Source organism: uncultured Shewanella sp. (genome assembly GCF_947491715.1).
Lineage (GTDB): Bacteria > Pseudomonadota > Gammaproteobacteria > Enterobacterales > Shewanellaceae > Shewanella.
Genome location: NZ_CANLKR010000005.1, coordinates 32,616 through 55,276, shown reverse-complemented (window position 1 = coordinate 55,276; position 22,661 = coordinate 32,616). Strand labels below are relative to the sequence as shown.

Sequence of the window (22,661 nt, the reverse complement as noted above, 5' to 3'; positions counted from 1 at the left end):
TAAAAAGAATAGAGTGTGCATTAAAATGTTACATGCTGTTTCGGTTGTCGCAAACAAATTGAAACAAGTTGAGCTAGAAATGTTAATTACTGTTAGCTTTATTTTGTTGTCGCTTTTGGATGGAAAAGTTGTGATCGAAAAGAATGGGTAATGCTAAAAGTGTATTCTTTTTAATGTCATACATAATGTTGGATGGAGCCGTCATGGAAAGATGTTTTTCACGTTTATTTTTTGCTATTAATTGTGCCGTGATTAGTGGGAGCGTTTTTGCCTCTCAAGGGGATCAAAGTGTCAACGTTCATGGGTCGTGGTTGTCAACAGGCGCTTACAGTCTTGAAAACCCTAAATTACCGGAATGGGAGTTAAATCATCGAAAAGCGGTATTAGAAAAGACGATTAAAGCAGGCTTTCAAACCCGTATTGATAGATCTGTTAATTCGCCTCTGGTTTTGGCTTCTCTTTCTAATTCCATTAATGCATTGGTAGATGAAGGTACTCAGATAAAGGCGGGTGGTGCTGGAGGCAATGAAAAATTAGGATTAACCTGTTATAGCCCTAGTGCCGATTCAATGATGTTATGTCAAACCTATGAAAGTTTAGTTGATAGTGTGACTTATGCTAATAATGGCTCTCAAGTACTTTTTGGGGATAATAGTGATAATGCAATTTTTGCCGAGTTTGACGGTTATCCTTTTATTGTGACACAAGTGGGTGATACCTGCTATTTAGAAAATGATTATGTCACTACAATAAAATATGATATCAATGGCAGCAATGATACTGCCTATGGATATGATTGTAGTAGCGGTGTAGAACATTTTGGACAAAGAGAAGTCGATGCCATTTATTATGACTTCTTTTCTTTTTCGCCTGAAAATGACGCGCACTTCTATGGGGGCGTGGTCATGCAAATGTATCACTCCTATTTAGATGATTTGTTTCCAAATCAAAAAGCGCAAAATCCCAACTCACCCGACTGTCCTGTTAACGCTCAAGGGCAACCTAATGGTGATTATTGTTTAAAGCGGTTATCGCAACGTGCTCATGCACTGGGTGTCACGGGCGGGCATATGGATGATGCTAACTGGGATGGCGAGTATGTGAATTATGGAAATGGGCAATGGGCGGGTCGATTTTACAGTTTAACCACTATTGACTTAGTCGCTCATGAATCCATGCATGCTCTGAGTGAGTGGAATGGTGATTTAGATTCAACTGGACAAGCAGGGGCCATTGGTGAAGGGCTAGGGGATATCTCTGCCATTGCTGCCAATCAATATTTTGAAACTCATCTTTTAGGTGATCAAACCGATAATTATCAAAGCAGTACAGGTTATCAAAATAAGCGTGATAATGAATGGGCTTATGCATGGGATATTTATGTTAATAACGAATTAATGCGGATTTTTGAATTGCCTTCTTTTGATGGCAACTCTATTGAAGATGCAAGGGAGTATTCGTCAGGCAACAGCAAACATCATAATGGTGGTGTGCTAAGAAAATTATTTTATGAGTTAGTTGCCTCTGAAGGCTGGACGCATGAGCAAGCTTTTAAATTATTTCTAGGCGCGAATGTGAGCTGTTTTACGCCGAGTGTTACCTTTGATCAAATGGGGGCGTGTTTACTGGATCAAGTGGACAAGGTGTTCTCTTCAGCTGAAGTAGGTGCTCAGACAGCAGCCTTGGATGAGCGTCTTCATCGTTTAGGTATTTTTGCCAGCAACAGCCAAATCAATGCGTTAAGTTTCACGCAGAATAAACATTATGACCATTCAGAGTATTGGATTTCTCCATCTATCGATGTCACTGATATCGAAGAAGTTCGTGTTGATTGGGGAGATGGTACTCGAGTCAATTGGTCGGTTAATGACAATAATGGCAGCAATATAGAAGATATGTTGACGGGTGAGCACCTTTACACTGCGGGGGCTAAGCATGTTAATTTTTCACTCAGTGTGCTTAAAAAAGATGGCACTTTACTACAAGGTCTGAGTCAAGATTACATTCACTCATCACCACTGCTTTGCACACCAACAGTGCATAACCCTAATGGAGAAGTGAGCCAGTTTACCTTCATGGGACAAGCCTATGCCATGTCGAATTTGGGTTATCGATACCTTGATGCTCGTCATCTTACTTTACCCACTAATCATTCGTCCCCTATCACTATAGAAGGGAGTTTCACTGGTAAAAATATCTCTGTTTTTGCGGATATCAATCGTAATGGATATTTTGACCGAGATGAATTACTCGCAGAAGAAAAGCCTATGGTGGACGGCACTCCGACATTAGCGGGACTCGCGGATATAGATGCTGGCCCGATCTTATTAAGAGTGGTGCTTGATGAATATACGGCTTGGGGATGCAGTGGTGTGTCTAAAGGCATGGCGTTTGATATTTTAACGACACTAGAAGCGGCAGCGACACCACCAACGGCAGATTTTAGTTATGAGATAACGGGTGCAACCAGTGTGCAATTTAATGCGGTAACCGAAGGGTTAGACAATAGCCGTAATCCTGAATTTACCTGGTCCTATCAGCAAACGGGTCAAAGTGCAGTGAGCATGGGGCAAGGAGAGAGTATCTCTTATGACTTTAGTCAGTCTGGGACTTATTCAGTTAATCTCACGATTGCCTATGATGATGGCTTGCAAGATACCCGTACGCAAGATCTTGTATTAGGCGGGATTTGTATTCCGAGTAAAGCGAGTGATTTTGATAGTGATAGTTATTACATCGACAAGCTTGAATATACCGGTACTTACAGTGGTGCTGTAAATTCTTCTGGTCGTTTTCCAGGCGCTTATAACGACCATGATATTTCTGATTACATGGAAGGCTATCAAAATCAAAACCTTATTTTAAATGTCTACACCAATGCCATGAGTGAAAGCCGAGCGAGAGGATTGAAATGGCGCCATGGAATAAGAACGACGCTTTGGGTAGATTTTAATCGAAATGGGACCTTTGAAAGCAGTGAGCATGCTGCTGCCAATGACTTATCCATTGAGTGTGAAAGTTTCAATAGTTGCCAGATAAAAAGCACGATTAGTATGCCGATGAGTGAGAGTACTTTTAATAATGGCCAAAACGAAACTCCTTTTAAAACAAGGGTTAAAATGGAGTATGATTACTGGGGCGATTTTTATGAGGAGCAAGGTAAAAATGCCTGTAATGAGATAATTTCAGGTGAAGTCGAAGATCAAGACTTGTATGTTGACCCTATTTAGTGGCCAGTGTGTTAGTTAATGTAGCATGAATGCTCAAGTCATTAAGGGGGAGTGAGTGATGATATTTTGGGGGTATCATATGCCCTCTTAATGCAAGGGCTGAGTGAGTTCGCTCATGGAAATGGGCAATCGACTAGGTATTAAGTTGTTACCTTAATTTTAATAATAATGAAAAAACGAATAAGGAAATTATGAAAAAATTAAGTTTAGCTATTGCCCTTGCGCTGGGCACAGCCGTTGTAGCTCAGTCTGCTATTGCCGATGAAATGGTGCAATCTCATTCTATTACGACTGAACAAAATCAGCTTAAAACGTCACTTCGTGAGTTAAAAGGTAAGGCATTTCAATCTCAAGGAGAGACCGATTTTACTCAGATGAGTCAAGTGAAACGCATGCAAGCTCGCTTAGAAAAGTTTGGTTTAAATGCGAAGAACCGTCCTCACTTATTTAACTTAATTGAACAGCAAGGAGAAAAAACCACGGCTAAAGCCAGATTATCAACCCTAGCAACGAATAATCTATCGGTGGAGAATACATCGGGAAATTGTGTTGAGGGAGATACCAATTTATGTTCTTTCTTTACCCATATGGGCTTTTCGGTTTTACCGCATAAAGAAACCAATGAGCCGTATTTAGTGGCATCAGCGCTTAACAGTGAACGCGCAGTGACAAACTACACCATGATTGATTTGACACTGGTGAATGAACATTGGCAAGCGGTGACACTAGCAAATTACACGGAATATTTTGGCGACGATACTACAGATCAAAAGCGTAAAGCGATTGAAAGTAGTGCGCCATTAGCCTCAGCATTGGAGTTGGTGAGAAACTCTGAAAATGTCTATGCTGATGCATGGGTGACTGTGGTCACTGAAGATGAAAATGGCGTTGAAACGGTAGAAGATCGTAATGCCATGATTGAGTATTCTCGTGATGATATTTTACGGATCTTAGAGGAGGCTGATGCGGCCTTTAATCCACCTGTAGCAGCGGCCATATCTCCTTTAGATTTTGGCACGCCTGCAACGGGCGCGATGGTGACTTATGGTCCAGAGCTGACATTGGAGGCGCCGGTTGATTCTAACTCCATTGAAGGAACTAACATTGCTGATCAAAAAATTACCATTTGCTTAAATCGCAATTATGGTGATTGTGACTATGAAAATATTTACCCCTTAGGCACACCAAATGATCAAACCAAATTGAAGATCCCCTTTAAAGGTGAATTATCTGTGCCAGGGCAAGTAGAGGCTGTGTATAAGCCTTCAGACGTCTTACCGACTTTGGTTCAGCGTCCAACGAATATTTTTATTCAAACTAAAGAGAATGGCGGCGCGACAACCATAGGTGATGGTGATTATGCCGATATTCAAGATTTATTTGCTGACAGTATTGTTTCTATTTACGACGAAGCGGCGAATAAGACGACGTTAACTTGGGATATTCCCCGTGATGATGGCATGTTTGGTGATGCCAGCTTGTTTGGTCGATACCAAGATGCTCATTGGATCATGAATATTGCCTTATCGGTTAAGAGACGTCCCACACGTCCAGCTTCTCCTGTCGTGTATATTGTTGGCTCATCGGATCCCGATACCAGCTTTTTCTTTGAGCAACCTGTGATGCAAATCGTGTATAGCTGCTTGGCAAAAGGCTCGATGATCACGCTTGCCAGTGGTAAAACCATGCCGATTGAGCGTCTTAACATTGGCGACAAGGTATTAGGTGCTAGTGAATATTCACCTCATAAGGATATGCCGTTGGTGATTGAGGATATCTCAATTGGAGTCGAAACCATTCCAATGGTTGAAATTACCACGAATACGGGCGAAATTTTATTATTAACTGAGTCTCACCCTGTACTGAATGTCGCAGACCAACCTGTTTGGGCCAATGCACTGAAAGTGGGTGACCGTATTCAAACCCAAACGGATAAGGTTATGATCAGCAGCATTCGACATGTTGATTATGATGATAACGTTTATAACTTGAAATTGGCCCGCCCTGAAGGTGATGGTCATTATGATCAAGGAGAAAGTTTTGCTATGTATGCCAATGGCCTGCTCGTTGGCGATTTGCGCATGCAAAGTGAAAATGAGTTTAAGTATCAGTCTGAGTCAAGGGAAGATATCTTAAATCGTCTCCCGACGTCTTGGCACACAGATTATCTTAACAGTCAGCAATAATTCTTTTCGGCCCAGCAAGTCACTTTAGTCTGGGCCACTTTCAAAGGAAATGAGAATGAAACTACATAGCAAAGTAGGTTATGTGCTTGCCTGCGCCTGTTTATCAGCCCCAAGTGTTGGGGAAAATGCACTCAAACTTGAACAAATTCATGCTGAAAAAGAAGCCTTGATGCAAAGCATGGAAATGTCATCCAGTGATATTGTTCCCCTCGGAACAGGCTATCAAAGTGACGGTGATTATTTTCTCGGTTTGCAAACCGTAGACGGTGTGCTTGATGAGACCTTAGGTAACTCCATTATGGATTTTCGTGTGGGAGTGGATCTGTCTTATTCTCAAGTGATTGATCTTATCGATGGAACGGTGGATGCCGGTTTTAATTTTCCAGCGATTAGAGTGGATGCCGGCGCAAATTACGCCAAGGAAATTAGCGCTGATAAATACAGTGGCACTTACAGTGTATATGCGTCAATGAAACCCAAATCTCAGATGTGGCTACCAGCTGATGACAGTGGTTATCAGCCCACAACCTCTGCCACTGAGCTGGCTGTGGCATACCCTGGTAATCGCGCCGAGCATTTAGGGGATAAGTTTGTCAATGGTTTTGCATTGGGCTCCAATGTGGTCATCAATATGAAAATTGATTACCGAGATGAAGCCGATAAAAGGGCGATTGGCGGATATTTAGGTGTTGATTGGGTGGGTAAGGTCGAAGTCGATGGTGCACTACAACTGCTTGATGATGAAAAGAAAAAGTCAGTTAAAATCAGTGTAAGTGGCTATCAAAGTGGTGGTGAGCCAAATCGTTTACTCGATATTATTCCTAATGGGATCATGTTATGTACATTGGAAAACCCTACACCTTGCTTTGATTTATTTGAAGAGGCCGTTGTATACCTAAAACAAGATTATATTAATCAGTTTGATGAGTTAACCGATTATAACGTCACTGATACCTATCTTGTGGATTATGAGAGAGCAGGCCCTGGACTGCAAGCGCTCGTTCCTGAGAATGGTTACCAACAAACCAGCTATTTAACCAAGTTGATTGTTAAAGATACGACAGGTCGCTGGATTGATGAGCGTTTGACTAATCGCCGTGCGAAAAACTTACAGCGTTATTATGCGTCAGCTTTTACCGCACAAGAGATTGCTGATTTAAGCGAAATTGAGCAGCAAAGCCGTGATAATGCCAACATGTATGCCGATATTGTCGATTATTGTGAGAAAAATCCTCAAGGCACTTATTGCGCAGATTTTGAAGCCGATGTTGTGAGCAATTACATTCAAGATTATTCCAATATTATTTCAGTTTTAGAATAAGGACATTCCTATGTTTAATAAATATTCACTGGTTCTTTTATTGGGGCTAAGTGGCTCAGTGGCAGCAGAAGGCATTAATGATGCTGCTTACAATGAATTAGGCGACTTACTGACGGTTGAACAGGCTCAGGGACGTTTTGACTGGTTAGAAAAGTGCTATGACGGCTTAATGGTTGAAATTTGGGAAAAAACACATGATGCCACACAAGTACTCACCAATAGTGAAAAAATCAGGCAGTTAAAAAATCTCTGGATTTCACAGGACAAACTCGCACAAGGGCAAGTTAACTACTTAACCTTTGCTAATGCCGACTTTACCAATCCTTATGGATGGTATGCGGGCACAGACGTGAGTCAGGACTGTACTTTGATGCCGACGGAATATGAAGCAGTAGCGCTTAAAACAACGGTGCTTGACCATCAATATTGTGCGAATGCGAGTTATGACAGTGAATGGGAGTGGATAGCATCAGTGAGTGTGGATGGTAAAGCACATGCGTCACTCGCTAACCCTTATACCCAAGTATCGGGATTAGTGTTTTCAATGAGATTGAATCAAGAGCATGCAATTGCTCTGAAACCGGGCCATAAAGTGCCCGAAGATCCTTCATTTTTAGGTGCTCGAGTTTGGATTGACTGGAACCAAGATGGCAGTTTTGCATCCGACGAAATGGTGTTTAGTGGCCAAGGAAGTGAAACGTTTAATTTTAATCTTACTGTGCCCAGTACGGCAACACCAGGCGTTTCTATGATGCGTGTGGCTATGGATGCTGGTGGTGGGTTTAATAATGCCTGTACACGAAATTGGTATGGCGAAGTAGAAGACTATCTTGTGACGGTTCAATAACCCAGATAAAAGGATAATATCATGAAATTTATTTATGCAAGCCTGTTTTCGGCAATGCTGGGGACGAATGCAATGGCAAGTGATGGCCAGATTGATAAAGCATCACAGTTAGCTTCAATGCAGGCCAGCTCTGTGAGTGGGTCAACGGTCAGTGCCTTGGTGAACGATCATATTCCTTTGGGCACAGCTTATGACAGTCAAAGAGAGATTTTTTTGAATGTACAACCTGTAGCTGGACGCATCGATGAAACCTTTGGTAACACTGAGCTGTCATTTAAAACCGGTATCGATATGAGTTATGAAGACATTCTCAGCACCTTAGCGGGCAGTGTGGATGTGGATGTGAACTTTCCAGTGGTAAGAGTCTCTGCTGGTGCATCCATGGCCACTGAAATGGCATCGAGTACCTATAGTAGCTCTTATACCTTCAGTGCCAGCAGTGTGCCGAAGAAGCGTTTATTATTACCCAATGATGCGTCAGCAGGTTATACCTTATCGACAGCGGGTAATGAGGTGGCGACTAATCATCAGAGTCAAATACAAGAGCTGGTGGGCGATGAATTTGTTTATGCCATCGAGTATGGTGCAAATTTATTGGTGAACCTTAAAATTGAATACGGTAGTAATAAAGATAAGTCTGATATCGGTGGTTATTTAGATGTGGATTTATACGGGGGCGTTTTCAATGTAGGTGGCGAGCTTAAATACCTGCAAGAAGAGACAAAGTCTTCGGTTAAAATTACCGTGAGAGCCGTGCAACGGGGTGGCGATCCTAAACAACTACTGAGCATTATTCCCAATAATATCATCACTTGTTCGTTAGAAAATCCGGCGCCTTGTTTTGATATGTTCAAAGAGGCGGTTGATTATTCTAAAAATCAATTTCAAGCACAATTACAAACCTTGGATGACTATAACGTCGTGAATTATTACATGACTCGGTATGATTCCAGTAGTTTGGCCCTTAAAGCGCTTGCGCCTGCCTATCAAGATATCCGTTATGCCACTAAATTGCTGATCAGTGATTTAGAAGAAGACTTTCAACAGGCGTTAATGGATGAACACAGAGCCAGTGAGTTGTTAACCAGCTATTATGCTTATTTGCCCGAAGCGCAGCGCAATGCTGTGGAAGACATTAAGCAAGCTGCATACGATAACGCTTGGTTTTTCTATACGGCAGCAGATTATTGCCGAGATAATCCTTTTGGCACCAGCTGTGAAGATAGTTATAACGCGATGAAACAAGATTGTGCTCAAAGAGGCCTGACTTGCCCACAATCTTATGACATTACGCAGCTCCAATTGCCCACCACGACGGATTTAGATTGGAAACAATGTGAAATGGCCCGTCAAGAAGCGGTGAGAGCGGGTGTGATCTTGGATGAAGAAAGCACCATTTATCGCAACATGCGCTGGGCACCTACGTTTATTGATAGTGCGCGTCCTGCATTAGGTATTTTAAATTGGCGTTTATGTGAAGGTGCGCTTAATACCTACGGCGATACGTTTTCAAACTAGTTGGTATATTAACGTGATGTCGTGAGGAGAATGAGGTCACTGTCGGCGTTAGGCCTCATTCATACTCAAATTATGCGTCGGACACCGATGTTTATTGATAGTGCGCGCCTTGCTTTAGGTATTTTAAATTAACGATTTTATGAATGACTTCAGTGAAGGTGCACTCAATACTTACGGTGATACGTTTTCAAGTTACATTTTCAAATTAATTGGTATGTAAACAGTGCATGCTTAAAGGGAATAAGGTTTCAGTTTGAGCCGAGGCCTTATTCATATTCTCAGTTACATTGTGTGGCAGTGAGCAGTGTCAGGCATATTTAAAGGAATATTATGAAACCATTTGGATTAGTTTTTTTATGTTTGCTGCTGTCTTTTCCTACCATCGCAAGAGAATATTTTGGGGATAGCTATAGCACTGACGATCTTGGAAAGGGATTTAACAGTCAAAATTATCAGTCGATGCCAAGTTGTCTTGAAGGCAATTTGGTCACTCACACTCAAGGTAAAGGGGAGCTTAATTTTTTAAATCAGTTAGATCAAAGGCAAGTGAGAAGTCGCACTTTTGGCGAGTTACATGGTGGGGTGAATTTGTTTATTGTGGCAGGCTCAGTGTCAACCTCCGTTTATCATACCAATGCAAAAGATGATTTAACGGTGTCTTCATCGTTGCACTTATATTTTGATGAAGGGCATCATACTTTTGAAAATAGACAAGTATTAGACAATGTGGATACCAGTCAATGTGGTGATAGTTTTGTCTATCAAGTGGATTATGGTCGAGATATCTTTTTAACCAGTCAGCTGCACTTTCAATCGGTGGAAGATTATAAAAAGTTCGTGACTAAAGTCAAAATTCGGTTGTTGTTTTGGACAAAAACGAAAACCACAACAAAAGAATTTAAAGAGTATGCGCAAAATGCGGTGCTGACGGTCAAAGTGAACTCCAATGGCGCTATACCTGCCTCATTACAAGCTTTATTGGATAGCAGGCCAACCAGTTGCAAAGGTGATGAAGTCGATGAATGTATGGATACGCTCAATCAATTGAGCACCTATTTATTTGAACCAACAGGCCTTGCACAAGATATGGATGCGATGCCGCCTGTTATTCGCAGTATGCACACTAAACAATATCAAGAGTCAGGCCATTATAGTATTAATCAAGTTGAGCTGCCTGAACAAGAGACATTAATGAATATTGTCGAGGCAGTAGAGCAAGAATATGGTTCTCGTGTGAGGCAAGAGCAAAGAGTGAAAGCTTTCTATCAGGTGGCCGAAACCGAAGAAGAACAATCGATATATTTAGCACAATGGCAAGCGGCTACAGCTCATCGAGAAGCGTTTGAACCTATCAGAGAGCGTTGTTTTAGAACACCTTTTGAAAATGAATGTTTGCCTCCTTTTGAATAACACAGTATATTCATTTGTTGTTTTATTGTTAACGGTGTTCATGCTATTCAATAATGATATTTTAATGGCTTAGAATGATGCGGAGATAAGGAATGAAGCCTAAGTTCATCACTGGAACTGGTTTGTTGACAGTGTTTATGATGGGGAGTGTCCTGAGTATTGAAACTGAAGTCGATAACAATATTCAGTATGTTTGGGATTTTGGGGATGGGTCGACATCGAATGAGAAAGCACCAAAGCATGATTACAGTGAGGTTGGCATTTACCAAGCGAAATTAATGGTGTTTCAGCAGGATAAACTGGTTGATACACAAGTCAATACCATTGATTTGGTCAGTCCCTTGATTAATCAGATTGCCATAGATTTCACGCTTTCCACTTTATCGTTATCGGCCATAGCTGTGATTGATGCTAAACAAACATTGAATTTAACCCATCAATGGCTAATTGAAGGGCAAATGTATGAGGGAAATTCGATTGCCTATAATTTTACAGCGTATGGTGAATACCCTGTCATGTTATCGAGTTATTTTGGCGATAATATAGTTTATGAAACACAAAGGAATATTCTCGTTACAGAGCCAGAGCCAGAGCCAGAGCCAGAGCCAGAGCCAGAGCCAGAGCCAGAGCCAGAGCCAGAGCCAGAGCCAGAGCCAGAACCAGAAAAAGATGAAAATACCAATGAAGGCTCGTCAGGTGGAGCAATGGGAGGAGGTAGTGTCTTGTTTTTCCTTGCTGCGATTTATAGAAGGCGCTTGCAACGGATCACACCTTGACTATCGGTGATCGTGAATTAAGCAAATTAATATAGAGAGGGATATTAAGTCGTTACCTTCACTTTTGATGGAATAATATAAATAAGGCAATGATGAAGATATTAGAGTTAGCATTAATTTTGTTGCTATTACAATTCGCCTTTAATCAAAAAAGTGACCTCGTTGACGCAGCAATTCTCTTGATAATTGAGGGTGAGGTATAAAAGGCTTTCGACCATGAAGCCAGTAATGATTATGGAGCATTAATATGCTGCCGACAGGCAGCGAAAAAGAGAGGGTATTTTTTTCTTGTTCCAGTGAGGCTTGCAGTTGATATAAAAAAATGGCTTGTTCTTTATTTTGAGGGTGGACAAATTGATCGATAAAAGCGATTTGAGGTTTTCCTTGTCTGTCTTCTTCAATAAAAACAGGGTGAGAAATACTTTGAGGGATACCTTTGCTGGGAGGAGATTGCCACTTTAAGGGGATCTTTGCCAGTTTATGGTGGTAAAAATGTTTTAGGTCTTGCCAATCATCAATATGCAGCAATGTGGAGTCACCACCTGCTGCATTCTGTTCATGGATTTTCATCATTAATACAAAGTCTGTTTTTTCTTCTACATAAGTCCCATCATTATGTAAGGTTAAGGGCTGATAGGCTTTTCTTAAATAACTGTCGCTATTGTCGGTGTGATTAACGGTGAAGCGGGCGTAAAACTTTCCAGACATAGCATCAAAATTGGGTAAGCCAACTAAATGAGAAATCGCGGTGGCGAATTTGATATCATTCTCAACAGAGGGTTGAGCCTGGGGCTCATATTGCAGTAAAAATGCGCCTTTATTACGTGCCATGATGATATTTTGTAAGCAATAACCGAGTTGGTTGTCGCAAAGACTGTCTAAAATATTCGCTAACATGAATCTGAGAAAGGGCGTAAATTCTATTGCTTGAACATTCCATTTTTGTGTTTGTTGGTTAAATGCGGCAATGATCTCATCTCTTATGGTGATGACATGGACTCGCTGAGATTGACTGTCATTGGATAGCATAAATGGTTGGGGATCATTTAAGGGGGCCATAGGGAGTCCATATTGTGGATACACATTGTCAGTATAGGGGAAATTCGATGCAGTGTTTTATATTTCACTTTATAGATAACTGATTAAATTCATAACGAAGTTAACTAGAAATGATAGTCAATGCCGACACTGACAATATTATCACTGTTTAATGTCACTAAGGTGCCTCTGTCTTTGTATTGGCCTTGATAGAGAGTATCAAGGCAATAAAGTTTTGTGGAGCGAGAGAGCTGATATTGGGCGCCGAGGGCCACTTGGCTTATATTAACATCTGATATCGTACTTTTATCGGTGTCACTTCCTCCTGTTGCATAATAGAAATAATCTCCCAATCCCGCGCTATCGAGTCCATATTCGGCATTGAGTTGTAGGCGACCAAATCTGTAACTTAAGTTGAAATCATGGCTGCAGCCTTTCATATTTTGTTCATTCATTATTCGGCTTTGGCTGTATTGAGACAGTTCACTCAAAATGAATGCGCGCCACTTTATTTGGCTTATCCAACGAAAGGCATCAATATTGCCAATGCCTCTATTATAAGAAAGGGAGTAAAAATAAGGGCGAGAGTGTAAGTGTGGATCGCCTAAGTTAACCGCAAAGGCAAATAAGTTGTGTGCATTTGATTGAAGATTATCCTTTTGATTTGTTGACATTAAATAAGTGCCATTGAATGTTAAGAGTGAGGATAGAATAGGGGAGTAATAGCTAATACTATCTGGACTTCGAACTTGGCCCGCAATTAAATGCGATAGGCTAGCATCGGTATGATTAAAAATATCGATATTGGTTGCTGTAGATTTAAACACCGTATTATTTCGTCCAATAAGCAAGGTTCCCAATGGATTGCTGATCCCTAGGTAGGTACTACTGGCTTTTATGGGAGTCTTATCGCCTGATGGGCTGGCATTATAGATTTTAAAACTGATTTTATAGAGTAATTGAGTCTTATTGGTGATGGACTCTTCGCCCTCTACGCCTAATTTTGTTGCGTTTTCAATGGAAGTTCCCCGCACTTTACTGCTGGTTGCAAAAGCCTGATCGGCTTGAGTGATGGCAGTATTCATACTGCCAAATACATCCATCTTGCTGGCATATGTCGAATAAGGCATGCATAAACATAAGCTGCAAAAAAGGGCGTGTGTTTTATTTAGGGCCATAGTCTTGATTTAATTTCCAAGAGAAACAATTGATGTTTTATACTGTTAAGTTCGCATAACTTACCACAAATGAGAATGATATTTGTTTTTATCTTTTTAAGGTGAAGTAAAATTAACCTACATAGAGATGTGTGGCTTTGCCTGTATTTTAAAGCGCTTTGTTTTTAACCTATCCTATTACTATTCATTCTTTTGCAGCGGGTCTTAATGGAGGTGATATGTACAGTGATTTATCGTTAGCGCATTTTATGGATGGGCTTAAAAAACGTAATCCGGGGGAGTTAGAGTTTCATCAAGCGGTATATGAAGTGGCGGAATCTGTTATTCCTTTTATTCTTGATAACCCCGTTTATCAGAATGCGGCTATTTTACAGCGGATGACGGAACCTGATAGAAGCATTATTTTTAAAGTGATTTGGGAAGATGATGCAGGAAATCTTAGATTGAATAGAGGTTATCGTGTTCAATTTAATAACTCCATTGGACCTTATAAAGGGGGATTACGGTTTCATCCTTCGGTCAACCTCAGTATTTTGAAGTTCTTAGGTTTTGAACAAACGTTTAAAAATAGTCTTACGACTCTGCCGATGGGCGCGGCTAAGGGAGGTGCAGATTTTAACCCTAAAGGTAAGTCTGATCGAGAAGTGATGCGTTTTTGTCAAAGTTATATGACAGAGCTTTCTCATCATATTGGTCCCAATACCGATATTCCTGCAGGTGATATCGGAGTTGGGGCAAGAGAAATAAGCTTTATGTTTGGCCAATATAAGCGCTTACGTCATGAATTTACCGGTGTGTTAACCGGAAAAGCGCTGGAGTTTGGGGGAAGCCTCATTCGTACAGAGGCGACAGGTTATGGCGCTGCTTTTTTTATGGAAGAAATGCTGGCTCATAGAGGAAACAGTATTCGAGGGAAAACCTGTGTGTTGTCAGGCTCTGGGAACGTTGCACTGTATTGCGCTGAAAAAATTATTCAGCTTGGTGGTAAAGTGGTGACTTTGTCAGATTCGTCTGGTTTTATCTATGATGAGCAAGGTATAGATGAAGAAAAGCTGGCCTACTTGATTGAGCTGAAAACATTTCAAAGAGGGCGTATTTCAGAATATGCCGAGCAATATCAATGTGATTTCTTTGTCGATGAGAAGCCTTGGAATGTTCGTTGTGATTTGGCCTTTCCTTGTGCGACACAAAATGAAATCGATAAGAAAGATGCTCACACATTAGTGTCAAATGGTTGTATGGCTGTAGTTGAAGGGGCCAATATGCCGACAAGTATTGAGGCCATAAAAGTATTGCAACATGCTAAGTTACTCTTTGCACCAGGCAAGGCGGCCAATGCTGGAGGGGTTGCGTTATCGGGACTTGAGATGACGCAAAATAGTGTGCGGTTATCTTGGAGTGCGAAAGAATTAGAAGAAAGGTTGGCCAATATAATGAAAAGTATCCATCAGCAGTGTGTGAAATACAATGAAGACGGGGATTATATCAATTATGTCAATGGGGCCAATATTGCTGGTTTTATAAAAGTCGCGAATGCCATGTTAGCTTACGGAGTGTGATAGATGGACACATTGTGGTGTTATTTTTTAGGAGTGAATTGTTCGAATAAGACGATAAGAGTCGCTTTCATGTTAATCGATGTTGCGTGCCCATATGGGGCACGCAAAGGTTATCATGAGGCTTAATTTAGCAAGATTAATGCAACTTCATTCTCGGTCTTACGGCACGCATGAGTTTTTCCGTTAACCAGAGGGCAACAGTTTTTGTCGTGCCATGAACGGCTCTTTGATGCATACGATAAAGTGAAATGTACACTAAACGGGCCAGTTTTCCTTCAATGAACATGGTATTTTTCGTGAGGTTGCCCATTAAGCTGCCCACAGTACTGAATTTAGACAAGTTAACCAGTGAACCATAATCCACATAGGTATAGCTTTCTAGCGGTTTACCTTTGAGTTCATTGATCAGGTTTTTTTCGACACATTCGGCCATTTGATGAGCTGATTGCGCTCTTGGTGGCACAAAACTGCCGTCGGCTTGCTTGCAAGCGCAGCAATCGCCAATCACATAAATATCATCATTAACGGTACTGACTAAGGTGTCTTTCACCATGATCTGATTGGCACGATTTAACTCGAATAAACCAATATCTTTAATGAAGTTAGGTGCTTTAACCCCTGCAGCCCACAGCATTAAGTTTGCTTCAATTTGGGTTCCATCTTTTGTGATAAAGCCTGTTGTCGTGGCTTCACTGACGCAGGTATTTTCAAGCACATTGACGCCCAGTTTAACCAACTCACGTCTTGCTGATGCGGCAATACGGTCTGGAAGTGCAGGTAAAATACGCGGACCAGCTTCAATTAAATGGATATGTAGCCTTTCGGCTGTCATTTTACTTAAGCCATAACTTTTAAGGAGTTCGGTGACATGATAAAGCTCAGCTGAGAGCTCAACCCCTGTAGCCCCTGCGCCCACAATGGCAATATCGAGTCGAGTATTGGCATCAGATTGATGAATACGGGTGAAGCTATCAAGCAGTGCGTGATGAAAACGATCGGCTTGTTGATGAGAATCAAGAAAATAGCAGTGTTCTTTAACCCCAGGCGTATTAAAATCATTACTGACACTGCCAATGGCAATAACTAATTTGTCATATTGAATATGGCGCTCAGGCAGAATAGCGGCATTATGATCATTTAAGATGGGGGCTAAAGTGATGGTTTTATCATCACTGTTCAAATGACAAAAGGTGCCCAGTTGAAATTGATAGCCATGCTTCGCAGCATGAGCGGAGTAGACCACACCATCGAGGTTAGGATCGAGGGAGCCCGTTGCGACTTCATGAAGTAAAGGCTTCCAAATATGGGTGCGATTTTTATCGATTAAGGTTATGGTCGCTTTGCCTTTTTTACCTAGCTTATGGCCGAGTTGGGTGGCTAATTCTAACCCTCCGGCACCACCACCAATGATCACAATGTTTGGAATTGTTGAATTAGGGGTTGTTGAGTCCATATCTTCATTCTCACGTTGACTAACACTAGCGCGTACATATTGATGATAGGGCACTTAAATTCAAAATCGTTAAAGGCTAAACAAGATTTTACATTGGTCAGTTGCTAAATAATGTCTAATAATCAACAGTTTGTTTTATAGGTTGAAATTTAAATGTCAAATCTTAGATTAATATTAACTCATCATTGTGAGTAAATGCACCAAGCTTGTAGATGCCTTCACTGATTTGATTAAGCAATATTGAATTATTGTTATCACGCACAACATTCACTCTAACAAAAGAGCAAGCTTAATAAATTTACTATTGCATTTACGGCGATATTTCACGTATTTACTTCATAAAACGAACCATAAACCGCTAGAGGTTATAGTGCTATATATTGGGCTGAGTGTCACTAGCTGATGTTAAATTTTCAAGGATAAAGATAAGGCTTGAATGATCACAGGAAGAAGCCTGTTTTTAGAGCGAATGGCTTATTGTTTTCAGTGCGTGCTTAAGGCTAAATTGGGGATAAGAAAGTGTCTTTATTTCGTTGTTAGGGGCAATAGACTTTATTGAAAAGATTAGGATATATCATGGTCGATAAAGAAATACCTGTAAATGATTTGACTAATGCTCAGACCAAGAGTTTAGAGGCGCAATATTTATCTCAACGACAATTAAAAAAAGGCGTTGCAGGTTGGGTATTATTGGCCAGTTTAGGGGTGTCTTATGTGATCTCTGGTCATTTTGCTGGCTGGAATTTTGGGATTGCTGCAGGCGGATTTGGTGGCATGTTTATTGCCGCTGCGATTATGGGTCTTATGTATTGGTGCTTAGTCTTAACTTTGGCTGAGTTGTCGTCTTCACTGCCGACTGCTGGTGGAGGATACAGTTTTGCACGCAGGGCAATGGGGACTTGGGGAGGTTTTTTAACGGGTACCGCTATTCTACTGGAATATGCCATAGCACCTGCAGCAATTGCCATTTTTATTGGCAGTTATTTGCAAAGCTTAGTTGGGGTTGATGGCCCAATTGTTTACGGTGCGGTCTATTTTATTTTTGTGGGAATACATTTATGGGGAGCGGGTGAGGCTTTAAGGATCATGATGGTGATCACTTTACTTGCTGTTATTGCCATTGTTGTTTTTATTGTGGCTATGCTGCCTCATTTCCAATGGGCACTTTTATTTGATATCACTCCGAATTCTCAAGCATTGGGATCCAATGCGTTTTTGCCGGAAGGTTTTGTGGGTATTTGGGCCGCTTTGCCTTTTGCTATGTGGTTATTTTTGGCCGTTGAAGGTGTGCCATTAGCGGCAGAAGAAGCTGAAAACCCGGCAAAAGATCTGCCTAAAGGCATTATAGCCTCTATGATTATTTTGATTTTCTTTGCCTCGATGGTTCTTTTTCTTGCTCCTGGTGGTGCGGGGGCTGAAATGATGAAAGTTCACGGGGCTCCACTTGTTGGTGCCTTGGGCTTTATTTATGGTGATGACTCAATAATGACTAAATTTGTCAATGTGGTTGGATTATTTGGCTTAATTGCGAGTTTCTTTTCGATTATTTATGCTTATTCACGGCAGATATTTTCTTTATCTCGGGCGGGATATTTACCCCGTTTTCTATCTATTTCTGGTCAACGAAAAGTGCCTATTTGGGCGTTGATCATTCCCGGTTTTTTAGGGTTTATGTTGTCGTTAACGGGGGAAGGAGATTTAATGATCACCATGGCGGTTTTTGGCGCGACACTTTCTTATGCCATGATGAGTTTATCTCATCTGATTTTGCGTTATAAAGAGCCTGATCTCTTTCGCCCTTATCGAACACCGGGTGGCCGTTTTACATCAGGTTTAACTCTCGTCTTATCCTTGGTGGCGCTCGCATCAACTTTTTTGGTGAGTCTATATGCGGTATTTTGGGCAGCTATTTTTTATTTTATTATGTTGCTTTATTTCATTTTTTACAGCCGACATCATTTAGTGCCATCGGCACCAGAAGAGTCATTTGATGATGCATGACAATACGAAATAGTTAAATAAGGGAAATATCATTAGGAAGGGAGTTTATATGATAGATGCAAGGCAGGTAAAAACCATTGCGGATGCAAAAACCATTGTTGAAGAGCGAGGTTTGAGTCATGTCAAAGTCGGGCTGTTTGATATTGATGGAGTGATGCGCGGTAAATATATGGCGAAGGATAAATTTTTTTCTGCTCTAGAAAAAGGATTTGCTTTTTGTGATGTGGTACTGGGTTGGGATATGAAGGATCAGTTATTGGATAAGGCCCAATATACAGGTTGGCATACGGGTTATCCCGATGCACCGGTGCGTATTTTACCAGACAGTTGCCGTGACGTATATCAAGAGGAGGGCATGTTATTATTCATTGCCGAATTTGATGACGAGGCGGGGAAGGTGTGTCCAAGACAAACTTTGTCTCGAGTGATTAAGCAAGCTCATGACATGGGCTTTAATGTGTTTGGTGCCCTTGAGTATGAGTTCTTCCTCTTTAATGAAACGCCTGAGTCTGTACGGCAAAAACATTACCGTGATTTGAACACGTTTACGCCGGATTGGTTTGGTTATTCCATGATCCGTAATTCGGTTCACGCAGAGCTGTATCGAGATATGCTTGCTATGGCTAAGTTGATGGACTTTCCTATTGAGAGTTTACATACCGAAACAGGCCCTGGGGTTATCGAAGCCGCCATTGGTGTTGATGAACTTGGGGCGGCGGCAGATAAAGCGGCATTGTTTAAAACTTTCATGAAAGTGTTTGCTCAGCGGCACAATTTGATGGCCACCTTTATGGCTAAATGGTCGGGAGAATTTCCAGGACAAAGTGGGCATATACATCTTTCATTACAACATCAAGATGGTACCTCTGCTTTTTTTGATTCTACACAGAAACATAATATGAGTCAGATCCAGCGGCATTTTCTCGCAGGGCAGCAAAAGTTGATGCCTGAATTCTTATCTATGATGGCACCTACGATTAACAGTTACACACGTATGATCCCCGGGTTTTGGGCACCGACACAGGCCACATGGGGAGTCGAGAATCGCACCACAGCGCTGAGGGTTATTTCTGGTTCTTCGAGGTGTCAACGGATTGAATATCGCTTGGGGGCAGCGGATGCTAACCCCTATTTAGCCTTGGCGGCAGCGTTAGCCAGTGGGTTATTTGGCATACAGGAGCAATTAGAGCCTTATCCTCAGGTGAAGGGCAATGCATATGATCAGCCCCAGCCTGAAGAGTTGAGTTTACCGACGAGTTTATGGGATGCAGCGCAAAAATTAAGGCAGTCTACGGCAGCAAAAGTATTTTTTGGTGAGGCGTTTGTGACACACTTTGCTAATAGTCGCGAATGGGAAGAGCGTGAATACCGTAAGCATGTGTCAGATTGGGAAATGAGTCGCTATTTTGAAATCATTTAGTTTAGCGAGGTTCAGGAATGTCGAACAAGCTGTTTGCCAATATTCTTGCCAATAGCCGCGAATGGGAAGGACGTTATTTGAAATCATTTAGTGAGGAGTGCAAATGTCAGATAAGAATGAGAAGGGTGGAGGAGCATTACAACAAACGATTTCTCCAGTCGATAATCAAATTTATGTCACTCGTCCTTTAGCGACACAAGATGAAATACACACGCTAGTTCACAGGGCCAACGTGACACAATTGTCTTGGGCTGCCATGTCATTGGTTGAGCGGAAGTTGTTGTGTGTTCGTGCGATTGATATTTTGATGAGTCAAAAGCAAGAACTGGCGAATGAGCTTTGTTGGATGATGGGCAGGCCCATTCGATATTGTGAAGGCGAGCTCAATGGAGTGGATGAACGTGCTCAATATTTATTAAAGATCTGTGAACAAGGATTATCCCCTGTACACATCGCTGAAAAAGCGGGGGTGACACGCTATATTAAGCGAGAGCCTTTGGGGGTTGTTATGATTATCGCTCCTTGGAATTACCCTTATTTGACTGCCATTAATAGCCTTATTCCCGCATTACTTGCAGGCAATAGTGTTATTATAAAACATTCAGCTCAAACGCCATTATGTGCTGAGCGATTGGTGACTGCGTTTGAAGAAGCGGGAATGGATAAAGGCGTTATTCAATATTTGCATACTAGTCACGAGAATATTTTAGCTTGTATTAATCAAGAAGCTATTGCTCATGTTGCATTTACGGGCTCGGTTTTCGGCGGGCAGAAAGTAGAGCAAGCTGCTGCGGGACGTTTCATGTATCTCGGACTTGAATTGGGCGGCAAAGATCCTGCCTATGTCCGCAGCGATGTCATGATTAATGAAGTGGTGGATACTCTGGTGGATGGGGCTTTTTTTAATTCAGGCCAGTCTTGCTGTGCGATTGAACGACTTTATGTGCATGAAAAAATTCATGATGAATTTGTCGCCGCATTTATAGAAAAGGTATTGCAATATGTGCTGGGTCGTTCGAATGATCCCAATACCACTTTAGGCCCAATGGTGAGCGCTGCTGCCGCTTTGAGTGTGAGAAAGCAAATACAAGAGGCGATAGCGCTAGGTGCTACCGCGCATATCGATGAAGCATTGTTTCCTTTGAGTCAATTGGGTACTGCCTATTTAGCGCCTCAGGTATTGACGGGGGTGAATCATCAAATGAAAGTGATGACACAGGAGTCTTTTGGTCCTGTGATTGGTATACAAAAAGTCAATGATGATGATGAAGCCATCGCGCTGATGAACGACAGTGACTTTGGGCTTACAGCGGCTATTTTTACACAAGATATTGAGACGGGGGTAGCCTTAGGTGATAGTGTTAATACGGGAACCTTATTCATTAATCGTTGTGATTATCTCGATCCTGCATTGGCTTGGACTGGGGTGAAGCAATCGGGAAGAGGCTGCAGTTTGTCCATACTGGGCTTTGAGTCGATAACACGGCCTAAGTCTTACTATATTCAACATGCAGTGTCTTGAAGGAGGGAAAATGAAACTTGAGGCACATTGGCATTACCCTACCGATATTAGGGTCGGGGCAGGATGTTTGTCTTTTATTGCTCAATATTGCGCGTCATTGAATATCACCAAAGCCTTATTAGTGACAGACAGTCAGCTAGCTGGTTTTCCTATGGTAAAACAAGCTCAACAATTATGTGAAAAAAGTCAGATCCAATGTGATATTTTTTCTCAAATAGCCTCTGATCCTACCGATGAAAATATTACCTTAGGTGCTAACATAGTCAATCAAAAAGGGATTAATGGTATTATTGCGCTAGGAGGGGGAGCGAGTTTAGATGCAGCCAAAGCAATAGCGTTGAGTGCTAAGCAAAACCTTGCTTTGTGGGATCTGGAAGATGTAGGCGATAATTGGATCCATATTCAAGGGGATAAAATTTTACCTTTGATTGCGGTGCCGACTACAGCGGGGACAGGATCTGAGGTAGGGCGTGCTACGGTGATCACAGATTTACAAGGTCAGTACCCACGAAAAAGAATGTTATTTCATCCTCAATTAATGCCAAAATGCGTGTTACTCGATCCACTACTCACCCTTGCATTACCACCTCATATTACTGCAGCAACAGGGATGGATGCCTTGTCGCATCTTTTAGAAGCCTATTGCTCACCGATTTTTCACCCTATGGCGGAAGGCATTGCTATTGAAGGCATAAAGCGTATTAAATATTTTTTGCCCATTGCGTTTCTTGATGGAAATAATATTGAAGCGAGAATGCAGATGTTGGTGGCATCAACGATGGGGGCAACGGCGTTCCAGAGAGGACTCGGAGCCATGCATGCGTTAGCTCATACATTAGGTGCGCTTTATGGTAAACATCATGGACTGTTAAATGCGATTTTAATGCCCTATGTCTTAAAGCGAAACCAAGCTGTCATTGAAGATAAAATGATTCATTTGGCAACGTGTCTAGGGTTTGAACATCCGAGTATGGGTGGGTTTATTGATTGGATTTTAGCCTTGAGAAGCCATCTTGATATTCCTCATACCCTAGCGCTTATTGATATTGATCTTCGTGATGCGAAACTAACGGGGCAAATGTCAGTTGATGATGCGGCGGCTGCAACGAATCCGATTATTTTGAGTGCAGAGGAATATACGGCTTTATTTACAGATGCGGTTGAAGGTCGGTTATAATTAATCTAAAGCCTGATACTTCCTT

The 22,661-nt window shown here is 41.6% G+C and carries 15 protein-coding genes; 12 read left to right on the top strand and 3 right to left on the bottom strand.

All coding sequences use genetic code 11. The annotated features are described in order from the left end of the window. The first annotated feature begins 203 nt into the window (after positions 1–203). The 7 genes from Q0779_RS06345 (at position 204) to Q0779_RS06315 (ending at position 11,288) form a co-directional block, all read left to right on the top strand. Positions 204–3,230: a GEVED domain-containing protein gene (locus Q0779_RS06345; RefSeq protein WP_298770678.1), complete on the top strand. Its 3,027-nt coding sequence runs from the start codon at positions 204–206 to the stop codon at positions 3,228–3,230. A gap of 191 nt (positions 3,231–3,421) precedes the next feature. Next, entirely contained in the window at positions 3,422–5,416 is a 1,995-nt protein-coding gene (locus Q0779_RS06340) for a Hint domain-containing protein (RefSeq protein ID WP_298770676.1), read from the top strand. Positions 5,417–5,471: 55 nt separating this feature from the next. Then, the gene (locus Q0779_RS06335; RefSeq protein ID WP_298770674.1) at positions 5,472–6,737 is read left to right on the top strand and encodes a hypothetical protein; all 1,266 of its coding nucleotides are present in this window, start codon (positions 5,472–5,474) and stop codon (positions 6,735–6,737) included. 10 nt (positions 6,738–6,747) lie between these two features. Next, a complete protein-coding gene (locus tag Q0779_RS06330; RefSeq protein ID WP_298770672.1) occupies positions 6,748–7,584 on the top strand; it encodes a GEVED domain-containing protein in 837 nt (278 codons plus the stop codon). Between the two features lie 21 nt (positions 7,585–7,605). Next, a complete protein-coding gene (locus Q0779_RS06325) occupies positions 7,606–9,102 on the top strand; it encodes an internalin (protein ID WP_298770670.1) in 1,497 nt (498 codons plus the stop codon). A gap of 330 nt (positions 9,103–9,432) precedes the next feature. Then, complete coding sequence (locus tag Q0779_RS06320) at positions 9,433–10,512, top strand: hypothetical protein (RefSeq protein WP_298770668.1); 1,080 nt, start codon at positions 9,433–9,435, stop codon at positions 10,510–10,512. Positions 10,513–10,604: 92 nt separating this feature from the next. Further along, positions 10,605–11,288: a PKD domain-containing protein gene (locus Q0779_RS06315; protein WP_298770666.1), complete on the top strand. Its 684-nt coding sequence runs from the start codon at positions 10,605–10,607 to the stop codon at positions 11,286–11,288. A 141-nt stretch (positions 11,289–11,429) separates the two neighbouring features. On the opposite strand, the gene glaH is transcribed toward Q0779_RS06315, so the two are convergent. Together glaH and Q0779_RS06305 are read right to left on the bottom strand one after the other, a co-directional pair. Beyond that, the gene (glaH, locus tag Q0779_RS06310; RefSeq protein ID WP_298770664.1) at positions 11,430–12,347 is read right to left on the bottom strand and encodes a glutarate dioxygenase GlaH; all 918 of its coding nucleotides are present in this window, start codon (positions 12,345–12,347) and stop codon (positions 11,430–11,432) included. Positions 12,348–12,451: 104 nt separating this feature from the next. After that, positions 12,452–13,456, bottom strand: coding sequence for a porin (locus tag Q0779_RS06305; protein WP_298770662.1), 1,005 nt, complete (start codon positions 13,454–13,456; stop codon positions 12,452–12,454). Positions 13,457–13,722: 266 nt separating this feature from the next. On the opposite strand from Q0779_RS06305, the gene gdhA reads away from it, so the two are divergent. Next, positions 13,723–15,063, top strand: a complete 1,341-nt coding sequence (gene gdhA / locus Q0779_RS06300) for an NADP-specific glutamate dehydrogenase (RefSeq protein ID WP_298770660.1) — start codon at positions 13,723–13,725, stop codon at positions 15,061–15,063. A 136-nt stretch (positions 15,064–15,199) separates the two neighbouring features. On the opposite strand, the gene Q0779_RS06295 is transcribed toward gdhA, so the two are convergent. Further along, on the bottom strand, positions 15,200–16,516 hold the full coding sequence (locus Q0779_RS06295) for an NAD(P)/FAD-dependent oxidoreductase (protein WP_298770658.1): 1,317 nt from the start codon (positions 16,514–16,516) through the stop codon (positions 15,200–15,202). Positions 16,517–17,092: 576 nt separating this feature from the next. On the opposite strand from Q0779_RS06295, the gene eat reads away from it, so the two are divergent. From eat to Q0779_RS06275, 4 genes are all read left to right on the top strand, one after another. After that, positions 17,093–18,517, top strand: a complete 1,425-nt coding sequence (gene eat, locus Q0779_RS06290) for an ethanolamine permease (RefSeq protein WP_298770656.1) — start codon at positions 17,093–17,095, stop codon at positions 18,515–18,517. A 49-nt stretch (positions 18,518–18,566) separates the two neighbouring features. Continuing rightward, positions 18,567–19,937, top strand: coding sequence for a glutamine synthetase (locus Q0779_RS06285; RefSeq protein WP_298770654.1), 1,371 nt, complete (start codon positions 18,567–18,569; stop codon positions 19,935–19,937). Between the two features lie 103 nt (positions 19,938–20,040). After that, positions 20,041–21,459, top strand: coding sequence for an aldehyde dehydrogenase family protein (locus tag Q0779_RS06280; RefSeq protein ID WP_298770652.1), 1,419 nt, complete (start codon positions 20,041–20,043; stop codon positions 21,457–21,459). A 10-nt stretch (positions 21,460–21,469) separates the two neighbouring features. Continuing rightward, positions 21,470–22,636, top strand: a complete 1,167-nt coding sequence (locus Q0779_RS06275; RefSeq protein ID WP_298770650.1) for an iron-containing alcohol dehydrogenase — start codon at positions 21,470–21,472, stop codon at positions 22,634–22,636. The last annotated feature ends 25 nt before the right edge of the window (positions 22,637–22,661 follow it).

Bases quoted from the DNA above. Each gene is read 5' to 3' on its own strand.
- Q0779_RS06325 (WP_298770670.1), top strand. From the start codon at position 7,606: ATGAAATTTATTTATGCAAGCCTGTTTTCGGCAATGCTGGGGACGAAT.
- Q0779_RS06315 (WP_298770666.1), top strand. From the start codon at position 10,605: ATGAAGCCTAAGTTCATCACTGGAACTGGTTTGTTGACAGTGTTTATG.
- Q0779_RS06305 (WP_298770662.1), bottom strand. From the start codon at position 13,456: ATGCCTTATTCGACATATGCCAGCAAGATGGATGTATTTGGCAGTATG.
- Q0779_RS06275 (WP_298770650.1), top strand. From the start codon at position 21,470: ATGAAACTTGAGGCACATTGGCATTACCCTACCGATATTAGGGTCGGG.
- Q0779_RS06295 (WP_298770658.1), bottom strand. From the start codon at position 16,516: ATGGACTCAACAACCCCTAATTCAACAATTCCAAACATTGTGATCATT.
- Q0779_RS06285 (WP_298770654.1), top strand. From the start codon at position 18,567: ATGATAGATGCAAGGCAGGTAAAAACCATTGCGGATGCAAAAACCATT.
- glaH (WP_298770664.1), bottom strand. From the start codon at position 12,347: ATGGCCCCCTTAAATGATCCCCAACCATTTATGCTATCCAATGACAGT.
- eat (WP_298770656.1), top strand. From the start codon at position 17,093: ATGGTCGATAAAGAAATACCTGTAAATGATTTGACTAATGCTCAGACC.
- Q0779_RS06335 (WP_298770674.1), top strand. From the start codon at position 5,472: ATGAAACTACATAGCAAAGTAGGTTATGTGCTTGCCTGCGCCTGTTTA.
- gdhA (WP_298770660.1), top strand. From the start codon at position 13,723: ATGTACAGTGATTTATCGTTAGCGCATTTTATGGATGGGCTTAAAAAA.
- Q0779_RS06340 (WP_298770676.1), top strand. From the start codon at position 3,422: ATGAAAAAATTAAGTTTAGCTATTGCCCTTGCGCTGGGCACAGCCGTT.
- Q0779_RS06330 (WP_298770672.1), top strand. From the start codon at position 6,748: ATGTTTAATAAATATTCACTGGTTCTTTTATTGGGGCTAAGTGGCTCA.
- Q0779_RS06345 (WP_298770678.1), top strand. From the start codon at position 204: ATGGAAAGATGTTTTTCACGTTTATTTTTTGCTATTAATTGTGCCGTG.
- Q0779_RS06280 (WP_298770652.1), top strand. From the start codon at position 20,041: ATGTCAGATAAGAATGAGAAGGGTGGAGGAGCATTACAACAAACGATT.
- Q0779_RS06320 (WP_298770668.1), top strand. From the start codon at position 9,433: ATGAAACCATTTGGATTAGTTTTTTTATGTTTGCTGCTGTCTTTTCCT.